Genomic DNA, 18667 nt, shown 5'->3' with positions numbered 1-18667 from the left:
CTGTACACCTTTTGTTTTACTATATTAAAAACGTTTTTCCATTGATGTTATATCAATTACCACTGGAACACTATTTTGCAACTCTCCTTTTTCATTTCGAACAGGTCCATAGGAAACGCATTGGCCTTTCTTTAAAGACGAAAGCTTTTTCTCCCATTCTTTACGAGCACTTGCGTCATGACCTAACATAGCTGCAATCGAACTAATCTCGTTTTCAGGAGGTTGAAAGAAAATTTTCTGACTTGCATTTTGCAACCTGGATATTTCATCAGATGTTAGCTGTCCTTTTAAGAACTGGGTAGCATACCAACCAGACCAACCAAATTTACGACCTTCAGTAAGTATTTTAGAACTTGGAGATTTGTCACTATGATCCAGATTTTGTGCTTCATCTAAGATTACTGGGAATGGTAAAGATTTGTCTCCATGTTGCACTTTATAATGCCAAATGTCCCATAAAATAAACTCAGTAATCATCAGCTGGACATCCCTTGTATAGGTGGTCATTTGAACAATATGCACTTTACCTTTTTGGTCTCCTAATTTTGACCAATCATTAGCTTGAGTATGATCAAATGGATTCTTATCAATTAGTAAACTAATTTGCGCCAAAGCTGTTTTGGCTGGACCTGAACCATCTTCTTGCAATTCTTCTCTTAAAACTTCAAGGTTCATTTGCTCTTCATACTTTTTTAATCCCCGTATGGTAGCCTGATATATAGCGTTTAATTGTTGGTGTCCAAGGTCTCGATAAATAGCACTAAATACACTTTTCGTTCGCTCTGCTACATCAGAATAATCTTCCGTCATATAAATCCCTTCATCAATCTCTTTTTGATTACGTTTAAACGGATTTATCGGAAATTTATCCATGGCGACTAAATAATTTATCAAGTCGGTACCTAAATGGTCTTTAAATTGATTTTCTAGTTGGCTCTTTTTAAAACCATCTGTATAGTCAAAGATAATACTCGATATACCTTGTTGAGCTAGTTCCATTAACATCGACTGAATAAAATATGTTTTTCCTTGACCAGATTTTCCTGAAATCAAAATGTGGCGATTAGCTAAATCTGAATGCCCATATTCCCAATATACTTGTTTTGTTGATCCTTGTATGTTTCCAATTAGCACCCGAACATCTTCTAACTCTGGAAGGTTTTCTGAGACAGAGGTATCTTCTTCATTGTGCACTTCTTCCTCATGCTTATAAATAACAGTAGACGTATTAGACGGAAAAATATTTGGAACTTCAGCAATTGCTGGTACGACTTGTTTTTCTAGCATTTCTTTTTCTGATTCAACCATTATTTCATCATTAATTGGATATTTCATTTCCTGTGCCATCTTAGCAGTCAAAGCACTAGATTCTCCTCTATATAAGTTGGAAAGCAACGCCTTTTTTGGCAAATCTAATTTTCCCTGCTCCATTTTTAACCTAATAGCACTTATATCTTCAACTAATCCTGTGTAAGCATCTTCTTCGGCCAATTGAACATTCATAACATCGTCTTGCAATATTGCAGAACGCCATGATCCTCCACTTCTAAACGATAAGATAGCACCTTTACCAATATATTTTTCCAAATGATACCCTATATGGAAATCATCATTTAACAAACGTCCTTTAACATTTTCTAGCATATCAAAGTGCTTCTCATTCCACAATTTGTTCATTGTAAACTTTCTAGCATTTGCTAAAAGCATTTGCACAAAGAAATTACGGAAAAATTTATTCTTAAACGGTCTTTCACCCTCATCATTACTCTCTTTTAACTGATCATCGAATAGAGACTTCGTTTTCTCAATTTGTTCTTTTGCTTTCGAACGTTGGTCACTACCAATCTTGACTTCAATCGGGTAAAAATGAATAAAAATATCATCAGTTTGTATTTCTACACCTACTAATAGAATGTCATCACTTGTAGCACCACGAATACCTAAATTTGATGCAGAAAACACTCCTTCACTTTTTGTTAACTTCACCGCACCTGCTACACGTAATATTTCTTCCAATGATATAGGAACCCAAATAATTTTGTCATGTTGGTGAAGACTAAGTGAATATTTAATGGCGGATACAATACTAAGCTTCTCCCGAGAAAAATGGCCCTTACTTCCAATGATTCGAAGCAACCATTCACCATTAATACTATTAAATGCTCGAATAGCAGAATTAATATCTTTTGTATCAGGGTATATATCCTTTTCAAGTAAATATTGTTCAATAACTTTAGCATACTGCAAATTCTTATCTGTTACAGTTATCGCATCATATTTGTCAGAAGATGAGTACTGATCACTATAATGAATAACTAGCAACTCTTTTGCAGAACGTTGAAAATACTCTAAATCAACGTGAGGGTCAATAAAAGTCACCCAATGGGATACATTGTATAGATTATCTAACATGCCTTCTTGTAATGAAGAGGACATGGTAACAATAGATTGTCTTTTACTATACGGGTTCCTACCCTCATTATCCAAATTACTTGCGAACTCATTCATATTTCTCACTGTTTGCATGAATAGATTATCATCATGTAATGAATGCTTTGTTCCAAACCCTGTTCTGAAATCATTTTGGGTTGCTAAAGAATTTAAAGAAGAGAGCAAACCGTCTAATGCCATTCCTGAATCAATTTCATTCATTCTATTTTTGGCATTATATTCTTGGTTAGCCATACGATAAAAAGAAATATGTGCATAACGATATTCGCCATTATTTTTAAGCTTATAATATTGAATATTATCGCGAATGATCCGTAACATATCAATTGGGTCTAAATTCTTTGTTTGTAGTGATACATCAAATATTTGCTCAATTTGTGCAGTATCATTATACATTGAGAAAGACTCAAAGGCACTTTCTGATTCAACATGGTGATAAATAGAAATAGCAACAGGAACAATAGCACTTAAGCCATTCTTCTCTACTTGGGACTTCAAAAACTGAATAATACCTCTTAATACTTCCTTATCATTGCTCATATTGATTACATTAACTTTAAGAGGAGCTTTTGAACCATGCAAAAATAGATATCTAAAATGATCAATGAATTGTTTCATTTTCTCTTCTATTAAATTAGCATGGTAAGTGTCAGACCCTTCTAACGTTTCATGATTTAGTGGCTCATATATCAACCATTCACTAGCTACATTTTGATTTACAGGTTTATAAATTACATCACCTTGTTCGTAAATATACGGAAGTAAATTATTTGGCTTTAATCTCTCCAATATATGAGACTCTACTTGTTCATCTTCTAACTCTTCATTAACCTTTAACTGGTATAAAATATTTAATGGATGAAGAGGTGTGAGCAACACTTTCCTACCATTACGAATTGTACCTAATAAAAATAAATTCTTTTGACGTGTAGTTAATGGAACACCTTCATTAATTGAATCAATTTCATTATTATACGCTTGTAAAAACTGTCGACTAATTTGTATTAATGTGGTGTCCATATAGGATAAACTTGGGAGTGTGTGATTTTGATAGTACTCTAACAATTGTTGATAAGCTTCTTCAATCATAGGATTAATATCTAACTTCATTGATTCGAGACCTTGAATGGATAAATGTGCGTAACGCATTTCCTCATTTATCCACCGGCTTTCATACATCAAATACTCATTATATTCTTCTCTAATGTTAAACTCTCTTGTTCCTTGTTGCAGCTTATTATTTTTGTAAAAGAAATGCTCTTGATGCTCCCTTTTCAATTTCCAAACGCGTTGACCAAGAACAGGAGGCAATTTCACAACTTGTTCTTTTAACTTTATAGGTATTGAAGAGAGCCCAGTTTTTAAAGTGAGTGTTAAAGTGTCATCAGTCCAAGCCGGTGAATCTCCAGACACTATAAAGGACTTTCCTGACATTAATTGAATGGTTTCATTTTCTTGCTCTAATGTTATTTCTTCTACATCATTGCCAAGCAATCCAAATATAACACTTTCTTCATCGCTCGTAATGACGATGTTTTTCCTTGTTGAATCTATAGAATAATAGGTTTTGATACCTTCTAACTGCGAAGGAGTACACTCTACTATACAAATATAAAAGTCATAAGATGATTTATTTTCATTATTGTGCTTATACGATACTTTTCTAAAAGTCGTTTCGTTTGTACCACTAGGAATCGAAACATGCAATTTTTTCCCTTTTACCTCAGCAATATCCAAGCTATTCTTAGTCAAATAATCTTTTCTAAGATATTCATCAAACTCAAACGTCATATTAATTATTGGTTCACTATCCGGGTTAAAGACAATTATATGACGCTTTCTCTGACCAGGTTTCGTATTTTCATTTTGTGCTTTTTCCCAATAAGTTAACTTTTCATTTGTTAACTTGTTTTGCTTTTCATGGTATGAAAGCACCTCACCTTTTAGCTTCTTCAACTGATCGTTTGATTCTTTCACATCTTTATATTCAACTTGCTGCCAATCTTCCCGCTTTAACTTTTTAACACCTTTATCGTCAAATAGTTTCTCTAATTGTTGATCAAGATTTTCATATTCATGTATATGTTGTACTCGTTCATACAAATCTGCATTTTCTTCTAGTCTCTTATTCACTGCATTACGGTTCGTATATTCAGAAAGATTCCCATCATAGAATAATCCTAATTGAGAGTATACCACTTTTGGAATCTTCTCTTGGTGAAGTAAGGAAAGAACTTCTTCAAAATCAAATAAAGAAGGTTGAGTTATGATATCTTTTAACTTTGTATCTAAATGGAAATCCAACACTTCTCTCTCATGTTTCATTAAGTTTGATTTTTCAATTTCTTCCTTTAAATTACTAACAATTGATTTAACATGGAACGGCATACCTTCTTTTTGCAAGTCACTACTCCCGCCACGAATACTATCTAAAGTTTCGTCGCAAATGCTTAATAAAGCCGTTTTCTCCCACTTGTCGGTTTGTTCACCTGCTTTATTTCGAAGTGTTACTAGATAGTCCGGCTTTACGTCTTCCTTCGTTGCCGCTACTACAACTCGAATTCCATTTATGTTAAGAGCAAATGTCTCAAAAGGAGATCCTTTTTCATGCGTGTATTTAAATGGTTCCGCATTATCCAAAGCATTCAAGGTATCGGCAAACTCCTTAACATGTGTCTTTTCATCAAACTGAAGGTAGAAACGCTCTCCCCCCTTTAAAGATTGAGTTTCTAGAAAATCTGTTAATTTATCTGCTAAATAATTATAAAATTGGTTTAACATATTGAGCATCTCCACTATCACTTTTTTTATCTAGTAAATTTAATTGATCATACAGAGCAACTACAGCTTCTTTAGAATGTCGATCTAAAAAAACACCTCGTTCTTCAAGCGATTGGAATACTTGCTTTAAAGGTTTCCGTTCATTTTTCACACTTACTGCTGTTAAAAGCAATAATAAATCTTGAGAAAGGTTGAGCATATAACCTAATGAACCTCTAGTTTTCAGAAAATATTTTTTTCCTATTTCGTCGATAGGAATTTTGAATCTGGAAGAAACACCTTGCATAGTTCCTAATTGAAACCCTTCATTAAGACTATCTTTTAATGTTACAACAACTTCTTTAAAAGTATTAGGAATCTCTATATTTGGTAACGCTAAATGATAGCGGTATTCTTTAATCCAGCATTGTATCGCATCAATTATTTCCTCTTGCTCATTTTGAGGCTTATTAACATATAGGTCTAAAAATTCAGGATAGCATAACCCTGAAGTACCAAATATATAGTTTAAATGCTCTTGACAATCATAATGGATGATTAAAGAGGCAGAAGAATGTTTTATTTTTTGATATCCAAACTTATAACTAGGTCTACTTTTACTTGCGCCTTCCCAATCTAATAAATACACCATTTTATTTTCGTTTACGTAGGACGCATTAAACATTTGATTGAATTTTAGTGTTAATTGTGTAATGTAATAAAAATAATAATACGCTAGGAACAAATTAACATTCTCAACAAAGTACTCTTTATGGTTCACTATAAATTGTAAATCTTCTTTTAATAAATCAGCTATATGAGGTAACTTGCTAGTGTATTTTTTCTTTGTTTCCTTATCCTTCAAATTATCTAAATGGTCGATAATTAAATTAGTAATTAAATGACCATGATGATCTTTTTCCAAAACCGATTGAATTTCTTGTAAATCATCCCCTATTAAATCCTTTAAGAAATGAGCAATCTCCTTTTCCCCTTTTACGTCTTTCTCCTTACTTAAAGGTAAATATAGCATCATATGTGGATGAAAAATTTTCATTTGATTTTCATTGTCAAACAAAAATCCATTTATTAAGCGTGTAAAATATGGTTCGTCTTCCTGAGAAACATCAACTTTTTTTAATATTTTCTCATTAATTGATGATTTATCCATTTCATGTTTGAGTTCATATCCTAACAGTAACCGGGTAAACTCGCCTACAACTCCAGAAAAACCATTTTTAAATTTAGCTCGTTCTGTAGCTCGACTTGTAAAAGGTAGTAACATAGCTTTAGTATTTCTAACGTGAGTAAGCTTTTGTTTATCATCTTTAATTCTCATTGCCTTTTTTAATTCACTTAAATTATTCTGATATGACATATTTAATACCTCTTAAATGTATATTCTTCAAAAATCGGGTCAAAAGAAAAGTTAAATAACTTTTTACTATTCATTTGATAAATAATCATATTATTAACATTACTATTTAAACTCACAATTTTTTCAATGAATTCAACGAATTGTATAGCATCTTCTTTATCCTTTTTATTTGGTCTATAACCATTCAAGACATTCATCACCCGTTCAAATAATGGATAATCCAGTTCTAATTTAACTGAATTTGAATTGCACATATAATCTACAATTAACGTATTATTAAAGCGATAATGAACATCCTTATCCCGTTTGATCAAATTGGATACATCTGGTGACATATCTAATTCTATTGCAAGTTTCATATCGTCACCTGAGTCGGTTGTATATATATAATTTTGTTTTGGACTTCCTCTCCACTTAAAAACCGCTTCAATCACTTTTTGATACAGGTTCCTTAAACCTCTAGCATTCCCTTGATTATATTCATATAAATATTGACCATATTCTTTATATAAAGTTTTTTTAAATTCATCATGTAATTGATCTGATAGAAAATAGATAAGACGTATTAAGGAACTATTAAGTAATGACTTGGTTGATTGAGTAAGTTCAAAAAATGGCCCTAATTCTTCTAACCCTTCACGAATTTGATCGAGTTGATGAAGTTTTATATTCTTTTTAAATACTTCTTTAATATTATGAGCATTGTTCAATTCAATAATTGCTTGATCTAACTTCTCTGATCTAGTATCTACTGGATCTAAAAAAGCAATCTTTTGCAATATTTGAGATTTTTCTGGGTGACCAAATATTAAATTAGGCAATAATGACTCCATACTTTCAATTAAAGAAGGGTAGTGTCCCCTTTCATAATCGTTTGGCACTAAAATATCGTAAATGAAATTCATTAATGCTCTTGTTGAAATAATAACTTTCCGTTGTATGATAGTAGCAATAAGAATATCTACTATTCTTTCTCTAACACTTTCTGATTGTAATAACTTATAGTTCAACATAGCCGTTCCTTTATAACCAGAACTAGCATCAAACAAAAATGCTTGATAAAACGGGTTTTGCTCAACTGGTAAAGCTATTCTTTTAAGAAGTTCATGAAAATATGATGATTCTGGGCCATTAATTGTTAATTCATATGCATGATAGTCACTAAAACTAATCAATTGAAATGAATTCGACTCTGTTTGGTCTGTAAGTATGGTACGATCAAATACATTTGATGCAAAAATATAATTACTCAATTTCTGATAACTAGATTTTGCATATTCTGTCTCTAGGAAGTTATGCAACACCCCTAGGTTAATCGCTAATATTAAATTTTCATTACTTCGTTCAATATTAGTGTCAGAAAACGGTTCTAAAATTTCATTTAAAGTATCCATTGAATCTTTAGTAGGATCAAAGCTCTCTGTTGCATCGTTATGAATTGCAAACTGCTCCATTATGTCTGGGCGATTCTTCTTTAAGTATGCAAGCATATGCGACTTACCATCCCCAACACTACCGCACAACAGAACTAATTGACTACCACTCTTTTTAGAAGCGCTTTCTAAAGCATTTACAAGATCTTCTTGAATAGGACGTTCTACATGCATATATTCTTTAAATTCGCTAAAAGCATTAGCATTTTCAATAGCTTCTTGTGATGATTCTCTTAATTTTGAGAGCTCATAAATAAGTGCACTTCCACCAAGCTTTTGTGGATTAATTTTCTCTTCTTTTTTTTGGTTATCTAAAGGACCTATATTATCATCTAAACTAGTTACATTTTTTTCTTTAATTAAATCTTGTAACTGCTGTGTCAGCGTATCCTTTATAAAATCATTTATTTCATCTTTGTTTATACTATTTGCTGTCTCTTCAGCTTTTGTAGGTATTTTTGGAGAACGATATTCTGGAGATGCAAAGCTATAATCTCCATATACCTCCATATACCAGACCGATAGTTTGAACATATTACGATGCACACGAAGAGCATCTTCAATATTTTCGTCCTGTATATTATGTACTGACTTATTTCCAATGGACCGAACCGTATCAAAAGCTTTTGATACATCTTTCTTCAAAATACCGTTATTATCCAGTCCGTGAATTCGCTCAGCTTGACGTTTATGTAGTAAATAAGATAAATCGTCTTCTTGCCTTATAATCTGCTTTGCAAGTTCTTCCGTGAAAAGTCTAGCATTCATAATAGCGGAATTAGGATATTCATATACCATATCTTCCACTTTGTTTGCTAAACCAGCTAATTTAGGATTTACATCTATTAAAAAATCAAACAAATACCCCGACATTATTCACACCCCATTAATACTAATTGCATGGTACAATTTTAACATAATGTTAACTTTTACAATACACTGTCCTTTAAAAACACATTTTTTCATAAAAATTTCAGGCTGTGATATAAGTTTTTTGGACTTTTTATAGCAAGTTTGGCGTGAAGGTATAATAAAAGAATGAAAATATACTGCATATGACAGTTGAAATATTTAACATTCCTTATTACACTTTATTTCCCCCATAGTTTCATTCTAAAAAAATGTAGCTTAAGCGGGGTTGACAACAAATTGTCAACATCCTTAAGCTACATTATCCCTTATTTATTTAACCCTAATTGTTTCTCCAAATAATAATTGTTTAACCAAAAACACTTTTTAACAACCTGTTTACCTTGAGGAGTTTCGTAAGTATCCATCTTATTTTGCGCATGAGGTCTTACGTGTGAAACTAGATTATCTTTTGATCCTGGAAGTTTATCCGCTTGATCATCCATAATTCTACTCACTGTTTCCTCCCATACTTTCTTCACTTCTATTTCCAAGTCATTAAAAGGAATATTCCAAAACATAGCATCATAAAAACATAACTCATTATTTTCATTAAAACGATAAATAAAGAATAGGAATTTGGTTTCTAGGAACATTTGTCTTAGTGTAGAAGTTTCCCACTCTTCCTGAACTATTTCTTTATATTTAAAGGTTGGAAAAGACATATGCTCCTTTATTTTTCCGTTCTTCTCAACACGAATCGTTTTTAGCTTTATGTTTGCTTTAATAAATTCTTCACTCTTCTCAATATTATTAGTTTGTAAATTTAACATTTTACTTGCTATTTTCTGAGCAAAGTTTTTAGCTTTTCTATTTGCATGAATATCTAGAGTTGCTTTTATTTTATCTATAGTAAACCCTTTAAACGGCTCGAATTTTTTTAGTATATAAGATTCTAAAGACTCTTCTTCTAGAACTCTCTCATCATCGATAACAGAATCTTCAAACGTAGCTTTTTTAGCTAGTATGTAATCGTTTAGTATGGCTGTCATATACGAAGCTTTAAGAGAATAAGCCCTTTGCATAGCAGGTTCATTTGAATGTGGCTGTTCTCTAAGTGAATTTTTATTCGCGCCTTTCGTACAAGCGCCTAGATAATTCGTATCTCTTTCAGAAAGTTCATGAGCCAAACCATTATTCACTTTTTCTTTTATAATTTCCCAATCTCGCTTAATAATATTAAGATCCTTCTTTGGAAATTCAAATAGTTGGGCATGAGTAATCTTATAATCTAATCTATCCTTTATTTCCTCTTTAGGTTGATATAAATAAAAGATTAGCAGAAGTAATTTATTCTTTTTGTAGAACATACTATTTTCAAACTTTTCGTAAGGTAATGTCATGTAATTAATAATACTGAGTACTAGTCTTTCTTTCGCAACTTTATTGCCTTTTTTGGTGTTTATTTTATAAGGTGTTACTTTCAATTCCACACCGGCTTCTGGGAAATCCGGCTCAGAATCACTATTAAGTTTATATCCAAAGTGATTTTCTTCAATTAATTGTCCTAAGCCACCTTTATTTCCACTTTCACGTATAACAATATTATCCATAGATTCTCTAAAAGTCTTATTTTCCAACATCTTGGCATGCTTTTCAATTGATTGAGCATTTGTGATATCATATGTAACTCTGCCTTCAGACATTATACTCCCTCCAAATAGAATTTTTTTATATTATGTCTATCTTATAGTATAATGTCTAATAGTAAATCATTAAATAAGAACGGAGGAAGTCAAATGAAATTCGACTATACCATTAGCGAGTTATTTGCTGGTGTTGGGGGCTTCCGTCTCGGCTTTGAAAGAGCTTCGTCTAAATGGGACACTGTATTTGCTAATCAGTGGGAACCAGGAAAAAATGTTCAACACGCTTACGATTGCTATATAAATAACTTAAGGAAGAACAAGTTTAATCTAAAAAATCCTCTGCATATAGAAGAACAGAGAGTTACTAATGAAGATATAGCAAAATATGCTAAAGCAGCCAAGAGTTTAATCCCTGATCACACCGTTTTAGTAGGAGGTTTTCCATGCCAAGACTATTCAGTAGCTAGAACAAAGGCTGATGGGATTGCAGGCAAGAAAGGAGTACTTTTCTGGGAAATAGATAAAATAGTTGCAGAGAAACAACCACCTTTTGTTCTTCTAGAGAATGTCGATCGTCTTCTAAAATCCCCAGCTAAACAACGTGGAAGAGACTTTGGAGTCATGCTAAAATCATTCGAAAAAAGAGGATATGGTGTGGAATGGCGAGTTATTAATGCAGCTGATTATGGGTACCCACAAAAAAGAAGAAGAGTGTTTATTTTTGCATTCCATAAAGATACACACTTTTATAAAATGATAAAGAATTTCGAAACACATGAGATTATTCATAGCAATGGATATTTTCAAGCTCAATTTCCAATTCATGAAGAATCCTCTTTAAAGCATGCACCTAAATCAATAAAGTTAAATAATGATATTGTAGAGCTCTCTGATAACTTTAGTTTTCCATTCCGAAATAGTGGAGTAATGATAAATGGAAATGTATATTCTGAAGAAGTGATTCCAAAAGTTCCAAAAAAAATTACTACTTTAGGAGATATTCTTGAATCAGAACCTATTGAAGAAAAGTTCTTTTTAGGTGAAAAATTAGATGATTGGGAATATATGAAAGGTCCCAAGCGAATAGATCGAGTAACAAGTGAAGGATATAAATATCAATACTCTGAAGGCGGTATGGCTTTTCCTGATTATCTAGACAGGCCAGGGCGTACTATTCTTACAAGTGAATCATCTAAAAATAGAAGCACTCACGTGGTTAGAGACCATAAGAGTAATCGACTACGTTTACTTACTCCAATAGAATGTGAACGAATGAACGGATTCCCGGATAATTGGACAGATACTGGTATGCCACATAAATTCAGATACTTTTGTATGGGAAATGCATTAGTTGTAGATTTAGTAGAAAAAATGGCCAAAGAACTGAAGAAGATTATTGATGAAGAAATAAAGGTTCAAAAAGAAACAGAACAGATACACAATTTAAGTCTTTTTGATACTATTGACGATGAATCCAAGGTTATATAATAAAGCTCCAGTTTGTAAACCAAATTCACAGGTTATATACAAAATTCACAGAAAAAGTGTAGCCCGCCAAAGGCTACACTTTTTCTATATAAAGTCATATTAAACTTGATGATTATGTTCATTGGTTCAACAACATCTGGATTCACGGAACGCTTTGATATCTAACACTTGTAGAATTTTAAATGCAAGCCCTTTAATTTTTGGTACAGGTTAGTGTTGACATTCCAATTAAATGTAACATATTAAATTTCAGTATATCAAGGAGTTATGTTCTTTATCTTCCATTAAATAAGATACAAAGAACTGGCATCGAGAGGATATAAAGACATCGCTCTGCAATACCAGTTTGTGAGAATTTATGCTTCACTTTTTTTAAAACGTCTAAATAAAGTAATTGATATACCAGTAAGTAATAATGAAACACCGATTAATCCAATATTGAAGATATTTGTAGCTGTGTTTGGTAATTCTTCACCTGTTGAATTATCACTTTTTTCATTATTATCTGTTTCGCTTTCCTTGACTACTGCACTTGATCCATTATCAGAAGCTGTAGAGTCGTCTCCCTCTGTTTCGTCACCATCTTCTTCTTTACCTTCATTTGATTCATTTGCTTTTGTACCAATTCTTATAATTTCTTTGGGTTAACTGCTATTTCCTATGCGATAGCTTTACGACTTATTTCTTCACCATTTACATAAGTTACTTTATAAGTAATGGTCTTCTCTCCAGCTACACCCGCTTGTTCTACTACTTTTTCACCATAATCTAAAGATGGAAGAGAAAGAATCTATCGTTGGGAGAATGATGACACCTAACAATGAATCTGTAAGTCAATTAAGCAAAGAACTGGGAATCACTGAACCCCCGTTATACAAATGGCGGGAGGATGCCCGAATAGACCTGGAGAGATGGACAAAGTTCTGAACAGTGGAGCAGTGAAGATAAGTTTCTCGTTGTCATGGAAACTTTCTCAATGAATGGTGCAGAGCTGGCAGAGTATTGTCATAAAAAACGACTTTATAAAGAACAAATCGAAGCGTGGCGAGATACATATTATCTATACCCTTACCACTTCCACGAACTCCATCAACACTTTTAGTCGCCAGTCCTTCTAGATCAAAGTTACCGGAACAATGTGCACCCTTCTCCATTAGCAGCAGTATTGCGAGTTTGATTGGCCGTGTGTACAAATAAGCGATACTTTCAGGAAATGGTCCATCACAATTTTCGACGATTACGTTTGTTATAGCAACTTACGAATAATGTCAGGAAAGTATCTATACTTCCCCCAAATGGCATCTACAAAAGGTTAGCGGTTGCATTTGTAAAAAAAGCATCTCGCTTTCTGATATAATATATCCCGGAAGTTTAGTAACTCTATGCGCTTCACTAAACGTACACTTTTTATTGGAGATGATGCTCATTTTTCTAATATACTTTTTCATCGGACTACTTGCTAGTACAATTGGAGCGATTGCCGGATTGGGCGGTGGAGTAATTATAAAACCCGTGTTAGATATGTTTGGTCATTTCGATTTAGCGACCGTCGGCGTATTATCGGCCGCAACAGTACTATCTATGTCTATCGTATCTATGTTTAAAGCTAGAAAAAGCAACGTTACAATTAATATAACAGCTAGCTCTATGATTGCTGTTGGCTCGATTGTCGGCGGAATTATTGGGAAAGCGTTATTTAATTACATCGTATTTTCATTGCATGCAACGAAGATAACAGCTATCTCACAATCGATTATACTCGTTCTATTACTATCGACCATCTATATCTACTTTAAGAAAAAAGATCAATACACAACCTTCGTACTTAAGAATACATTTATCATTTTTAGTGTAGGAATTCTACTTGGTGTGTTAGCTGCATTTCTCGGCATTGGCGGTGGGCCGTTGAATGTAGCTGTGTTAAGCTTCCTTTTTTCCATGAACGCTAAGAATGCAAGCATCAATTCCATCTTCATTATATTCTTCTCGCAGTTGTCTGCCTTATTACTCATTGGGTTCACAACTGGTTTTGAAATCTACGACCTTTCTATGCTTAGTTATATGGTACTAGGTGGTATATTAGGTGGATGGATTGGCTCAATTGTTGTGACGAATATAAGGAATAGCCAAGTGGAGAAGCTATTTAATCTCTCTATTTTAGTAATCATATGTATAAACATTTATAATATCATTCAAGCTGTGCTTCTACAGTAATCCTTAGATGAAACTGACACTAGCACATACGAATCGATCAAGTAAGGTTATACAATTACTTGATCGATTCGATAGTAGGTCCGAACTTATTCAATATTACCCTTTGTATCGTTTCCCTTCTTTCATGACCATCGTTATAGCCTCTTTATTGTCTAAAGCTTGGATATTCTGTAGCGGATTAACCTTTGTTAAAATGATGTCTGCTAGTTTCCCTTGTTCTATTGTTCCAGTTTGTTCTTCCCACCCTAAGCATTCCGCTGCCGTTTTGGTGGAGGCTACAATAGCTTCCATTGGTGACATGCCAATATCACACATCAGACCAAGCTCACGTAAATTTGTTCCATGGGCCATGACACCTGCATCTGTTCCCATTGCAATCTTTACTCCTGCTTTATAAGCCCTTGCAATACTCTCTTTGTGAGCTGCTATTACTTCTTTCGACTTCTCCACAGCATATGGAGCCATGCGATTATTTTGTTTACTATATTCTAGGACAGACACAGGTGCTAATAAAGTTGGAACGAGGAATGTTTCATTTTCTAGCATTAATTCAATCGCTTCATCATCTAAATAAATGCCATGCTCAATGGAATGTATACCTGCTCTTATCGCATTTTTAATCCCTTCTGTTCCTTGTGCATGCGCCATTACTTTTATCCCTTTGCGAAAAGTTGCTTCCTCCACCATTACTTCTAATTCTTCTCTAGAGAATTGTGTGAACTCCGGATGATCTGTCGGACTTGACACACCACCAGTAGCATGGACTTTAATTACTTCTGCGCCTGCTTGTAACATTTTCCGGACAGTTTTCCGCACCTCTTCTTTACCGTCACAAATTGCATCTGGCATGCCTGGATACGTTTGTAATGTCGTATCAACCCCTGAACGATTCCAACTATCACCATGACCTCCTGTTATCGTTAAAGGGTTAATACTCACTTGCATGCGCGGCCCTTCAATCAACCCATCTTCTATCGCCATTTTCATCCCAACATCTGCAAAACCCGCATCTCGTACAGATGTAATGCCAATGGCTAATGTTCGTTTTAAATAATGAATACTCTCATAGAAGCGATAAGAAAAAGGTGTTAAGATCATATCTTGAACATTTTTTAATTCTAATGCCATGTGTACATGTGTATCAATGAGTCCTGGTAAAATATATTGACCTGTCGCATCAATAACCGTAGTATTTTCAGGAATATGAAAGTCAACTTCTTGCCCTATTTTCTCAATCGTTTTATCTTTCACAAGAACGGATGTGTGCTGCTTTGGCTCATCTCCTAGACCATCTATTAAAACTCCATTTTTAATTAATGTGTACATTATAACAATCTCCCTCTCTATTAAAGTGTGCCTATTAATATACTTGCCACGACGATAGATCCAACCGTTACAGAAGTAAAGCCTCCGATTAACATTGGAGCTACTAACTCATTCATTATTGCTTTTTGCTCTTCTTCATTTCGTCCTACACTTCTACTCACTTCTTCTACAATTAAATAGTCTCCTGGAAATCCATACATTGCTGTTAACACTACAGGAATAGATTTCGTTGGTTTCCAATTAAATAACTTGCCACCGATCATACCGCCAATCATTAAACCACAAGTTCCTACAAAAATGATAATGATGACTGGCAATAAAGAAGAGACGACTTGTCCCCATGTAATCCCGACAAGCGAACTTATCACTACCACAATTAATGTCACCATAGCTATTCCTGTACTATTGGCACGATCAAGCGCTCGTTCTGGATAAAAGCGTATGGCCGCTCCAATCACACCTATCGCCAATGCCCATAAACTGTAATTTATCGTTGTTAGATGATCGAGGAATACAGCAAGAGCACCACCTATAAACAAAAGAAACAAAATAAAAAATTCACTCCGCATAAAAGTTGTTGGGAATAACATGTTTTGCATATCCTCTTCAACGGTACTAGCCACTTCTTGAGGAGCATGGCTTGAGTTCTGCGGTAAATCATTTCTAATCGTCTTAGCATATTTACTTAATAGAATTGATGATAATGGCATTCCTACAAGATTTTGCAATGCAAACACAACAACTGGTATAGCAACTAAAGAAGTAAATCCTGCTTTAGCTAGTCCATCGGAAGTAACTAGGTAAGCTATTATCCCTCCAGTTAATGGACCTGCTCCTGCCACAGCAGTATGATAATCAAACAGAATTGTCACAACGCTTAAAATGGATACAACGGAGACAACCAAACCAATTAACGTAATGATTACGGCCTTATATTGCTGTTTCATTACCGACAAAGGAATTAATGTGCCAAGATGAACGATAATAACAGGGACAAGTACAGCACCCACAGCAAGAAAGGTAGATGACTCCATAAATGTCTCTGGCATCACTCCCGTCTGTAACAATATAAAGGTCACTGTAATAACGACTAGTAAAGTTGGAATCCTTGCCCTACTCGATAGTGAAAGTAATTCCCCTAATGCAATAATGAACATTATGATAAGTACAATAAAAATCGGTTCCATAATCATCACACCTTCTTTCTTTTATTGTCAAAATTATATGACAATTTCGACAAGTAAAAAATAGGGGTGACCGACAATTTTCTATTTATTTTTTTGTTGATTACCGACAAAACGACTCTATCCTTCTAGATATTCTATTATATGAAGGCCGAGTTGGAGTTCAAATGCTTTTCTCCCCGTCAACTTATCGTATCCCAATAAGTTGGCTATCGTTTTAAGGCGATATTTAATCGTATTTACATGAACATATAATTGTTTTGCGCTTTCTGTCATACTTTGATTAGTCTCTAAATACACTTTCAACGTTTTTAATAACTCTTTATCATGTTTCTTGTCATACATTTCAATCATGCCTAACACACTGCTAGCATACTCTTTCAATTCCTTTCGATCTGTTTTCAAAAACAATCGATAAGAGCCAAGTTGTCGATACGTTAACATTTGATCTAATTGACAAGTATTTTGCAAATACTGCACACAACTCTTTGCATCTTGATAAGATCGCTGAACATCATTTAATGTATGTACTACTCGCCCAAACCCAATTAAGCTAGTTAAACAAAGCTGACTTGAAGCAACACCATTGATTTTTTGGAACAGCTCTTTCAAATATGTATACACTTTCTCTTCCTCATACATAGAAGACACTGTAAACATCAATGTGACTTCCATATTTTGTTCGTACACTAATGTTTTATACGACAACCGAGACAATTCTCTATAAATCATTCTCATCAGGTGTTGTTTCTTTAATGAAAAATCTTTTAAAGCTACTAATGGATTCTTTATATATAATTGAACAACAATATAATGATGGTACTCTAAGTCAGGAAAATTAAAATTAGCTAAATGAGTAGTAGACAATTCATCATATGGCGAATGTATTAAATGTTCCAAAATCGCTCTAGAGTTTATGAAATCTTCCGCTAATGCCCTTTCTTGTCTATCCATTTCCATTGCAAAGATTAAATTCGCTTGTTCAATAGCAAACCTATATAAGGAATCTAGCTCTTTGTTTTCTTCCGTAATAATACATAATAATCCCAGTCGTCTCAGCTCTGTTCTAATTGGAAATACATAAATAACATACGACGCATCATCTAAAGAAAAGAGCATGGATGATATTTCTCCTTTTAATAGAAAGTCCCTTTTCCTTTTTAATTGTTCTACGACTCGACTAAATTGTGTATCCGATAAAGCAACTACCTCTAATATTTCATTAAATACAACTACTTGTTTGTCGATTAACCTTGCAAGTGATTTCGTTATATCTTCTATATCTCCTTTAGCTAAAGATACTCTAGATAATTCTTCGAGAATGCGATGTGTGCGCTCATTTTGAGAAAGAAGGGTGGCATTTTCAATAGCAATAGCTGCTTGACAAGCAAATGATTCAAGCAATTGTAAATCAATATCACCAAATGTAATATCTTTTTCAAACATATCAACCGTTAAGACTCCAAGACATTGATGATTAGACAATAAAGGAACACAAATAGCACTTGTTGGATATTTCATGTCGCCTAACGATTGAGCATAAATATCCTTCGTAAGCGAAGAAATATTTTCCATTCCTAATGCTATATCTGTAGCTGTAGAAAAAATCTGTCCCTTTCCAGCCAAAAAAGTTTTTCCACTCATGCCTTCCCCTGGTTTAAGTTGTATATGCTTCATATACTCCATATTAAATCCATTAGCTGTCTTTGCATACAGTACCTCTGCACGCTTATCATATAAAAACAATATGCTAGCATTAGCACCTGCAATGACATTAAACACTTCTCTGACCAATTGATCCAAAACGTTATCTAAATCTCGTGTGGAGTTTAATACACGTACCGATTGAATTAAACTCATAAGTCGTTTATCGTGCTTTTGCTCCATCAACTCTTTTTTCATCAATTGCACTTCCTCCTTTCATCTACCATTATC

The 18667-nt window shown here is 33.7% G+C and carries 11 protein-coding genes; 2 read left to right on the top strand and 9 right to left on the bottom strand.

Annotated features, from left to right (window positions below; translation table 11 throughout):
- Nucleotides 1-24 precede the first annotated feature (24 nt).
- From dptH to N784_RS07485, 4 genes are all read right to left on the bottom strand, one after another.
- Nucleotides 25-5232, bottom strand: coding sequence for a DNA phosphorothioation-dependent restriction protein DptH (gene dptH / locus N784_RS07500; protein ID WP_036833811.1), 5208 nt, complete (start codon nt 5230-5232; stop codon nt 25-27).
- Entirely contained in the window at nt 5213-6589 is a 1377-nt protein-coding gene (gene dptG / locus N784_RS07495; RefSeq protein ID WP_036833810.1) for a DNA phosphorothioation-dependent restriction protein DptG, read from the bottom strand. The genes dptH and dptG overlap by 20 nt, the downstream gene beginning before the upstream one ends.
- Before the next feature lie 2 nt (nt 6590-6591).
- Complete coding sequence (dptF, locus tag N784_RS07490; protein ID WP_036833808.1) at nt 6592-8895, bottom strand: DNA phosphorothioation-dependent restriction protein DptF; 2304 nt, start codon at nt 8893-8895, stop codon at nt 6592-6594.
- A gap of 305 nt (nt 8896-9200) precedes the next feature.
- Complete coding sequence (locus N784_RS07485) at nt 9201-10577, bottom strand: Sau3AI family type II restriction endonuclease (RefSeq protein ID WP_036833807.1); 1377 nt, start codon at nt 10575-10577, stop codon at nt 9201-9203.
- A 93-nt stretch (nt 10578-10670) separates the two neighbouring features.
- Between N784_RS07485 and dcm the strand changes: the two genes are divergently transcribed.
- Entirely contained in the window at nt 10671-12008 is a 1338-nt protein-coding gene (dcm, locus tag N784_RS07480; protein WP_084600178.1) for a DNA (cytosine-5-)-methyltransferase, read from the top strand.
- A 356-nt stretch (nt 12009-12364) separates the two neighbouring features.
- Here the strand turns inward: dcm and N784_RS17235 are convergent, their stop codons facing one another.
- Both N784_RS17235 and N784_RS17230 read right to left on the bottom strand, forming a co-directional pair.
- Entirely contained in the window at nt 12365-12634 is a 270-nt protein-coding gene (locus tag N784_RS17235; protein WP_408633509.1) for an LPXTG cell wall anchor domain-containing protein, read from the bottom strand.
- 32 nt (nt 12635-12666) lie between these two features.
- On the bottom strand, nt 12667-12798 hold the full coding sequence (locus N784_RS17230; RefSeq protein WP_084600184.1) for a G5 domain-containing protein: 132 nt from the start codon (nt 12796-12798) through the stop codon (nt 12667-12669).
- A 629-nt stretch (nt 12799-13427) separates the two neighbouring features.
- Here N784_RS17230 and N784_RS07475 point away from each other — a divergent pair.
- Complete coding sequence (locus N784_RS07475; protein ID WP_084600177.1) at nt 13428-14222, top strand: sulfite exporter TauE/SafE family protein; 795 nt, start codon at nt 13428-13430, stop codon at nt 14220-14222.
- 96 nt (nt 14223-14318) lie between these two features.
- Here N784_RS07475 and N784_RS07470 read toward each other — a convergent pair whose 3' ends face one another.
- The 3 genes from N784_RS07470 to N784_RS07460 all read right to left on the bottom strand — a co-directional run bounded on the left by N784_RS07470 (nt 14319) and on the right by N784_RS07460 (nt 18634).
- Entirely contained in the window at nt 14319-15551 is a 1233-nt protein-coding gene (locus N784_RS07470; protein WP_156965201.1) for a metal-dependent hydrolase family protein, read from the bottom strand.
- 17 nt (nt 15552-15568) lie between these two features.
- Nucleotides 15569-16735 carry a hypothetical protein gene (locus tag N784_RS07465; RefSeq protein ID WP_052127192.1) on the bottom strand — a complete coding sequence of 389 codons (1167 nt, stop codon included), beginning with the start codon at nt 16733-16735 and terminating at the stop codon, nt 15569-15571.
- 117 nt (nt 16736-16852) lie between these two features.
- Nucleotides 16853-18634, bottom strand: coding sequence for a helix-turn-helix domain-containing protein (locus N784_RS07460; RefSeq protein WP_036833801.1), 1782 nt, complete (start codon nt 18632-18634; stop codon nt 16853-16855).
- Nucleotides 18635-18667: the final 33 nt, after the last annotated feature.

It is taken from the genome of Pontibacillus litoralis JSM 072002 (genome assembly GCF_000775615.1).
Lineage (GTDB): Bacteria > Bacillota > Bacilli > Bacillales > BH030062 > Pontibacillus > Pontibacillus litoralis.
Note: the sequence above shows the minus strand (reverse complement) of the source record. Positions and strands in the feature narration are given on the sequence as shown.

Coding starts and splice junctions, on each gene's coding strand:
- N784_RS07475 (WP_084600177.1), top strand. CDS start 13,428: ATGCTCATTTTTCTAATATACTTTTTCATCGGACTACTTGCTAGTACA.
- N784_RS07485 (WP_036833807.1), bottom strand. CDS start 10,577: ATGTCTGAAGGCAGAGTTACATATGATATCACAAATGCTCAATCAATT.
- dcm (WP_084600178.1), top strand. CDS start 10,671: ATGAAATTCGACTATACCATTAGCGAGTTATTTGCTGGTGTTGGGGGC.
- dptG (WP_036833810.1), bottom strand. CDS start 6,589: ATGTCATATCAGAATAATTTAAGTGAATTAAAAAAGGCAATGAGAATT.
- dptF (WP_036833808.1), bottom strand. CDS start 8,895: ATGTCGGGGTATTTGTTTGATTTTTTAATAGATGTAAATCCTAAATTA.
- dptH (WP_036833811.1), bottom strand. CDS start 5,232: ATGTTAAACCAATTTTATAATTATTTAGCAGATAAATTAACAGATTTT.
- N784_RS07465 (WP_052127192.1), bottom strand. CDS start 16,735: ATGGAACCGATTTTTATTGTACTTATCATAATGTTCATTATTGCATTA.
- N784_RS07460 (WP_036833801.1), bottom strand. CDS start 18,634: ATGAAAAAAGAGTTGATGGAGCAAAAGCACGATAAACGACTTATGAGT.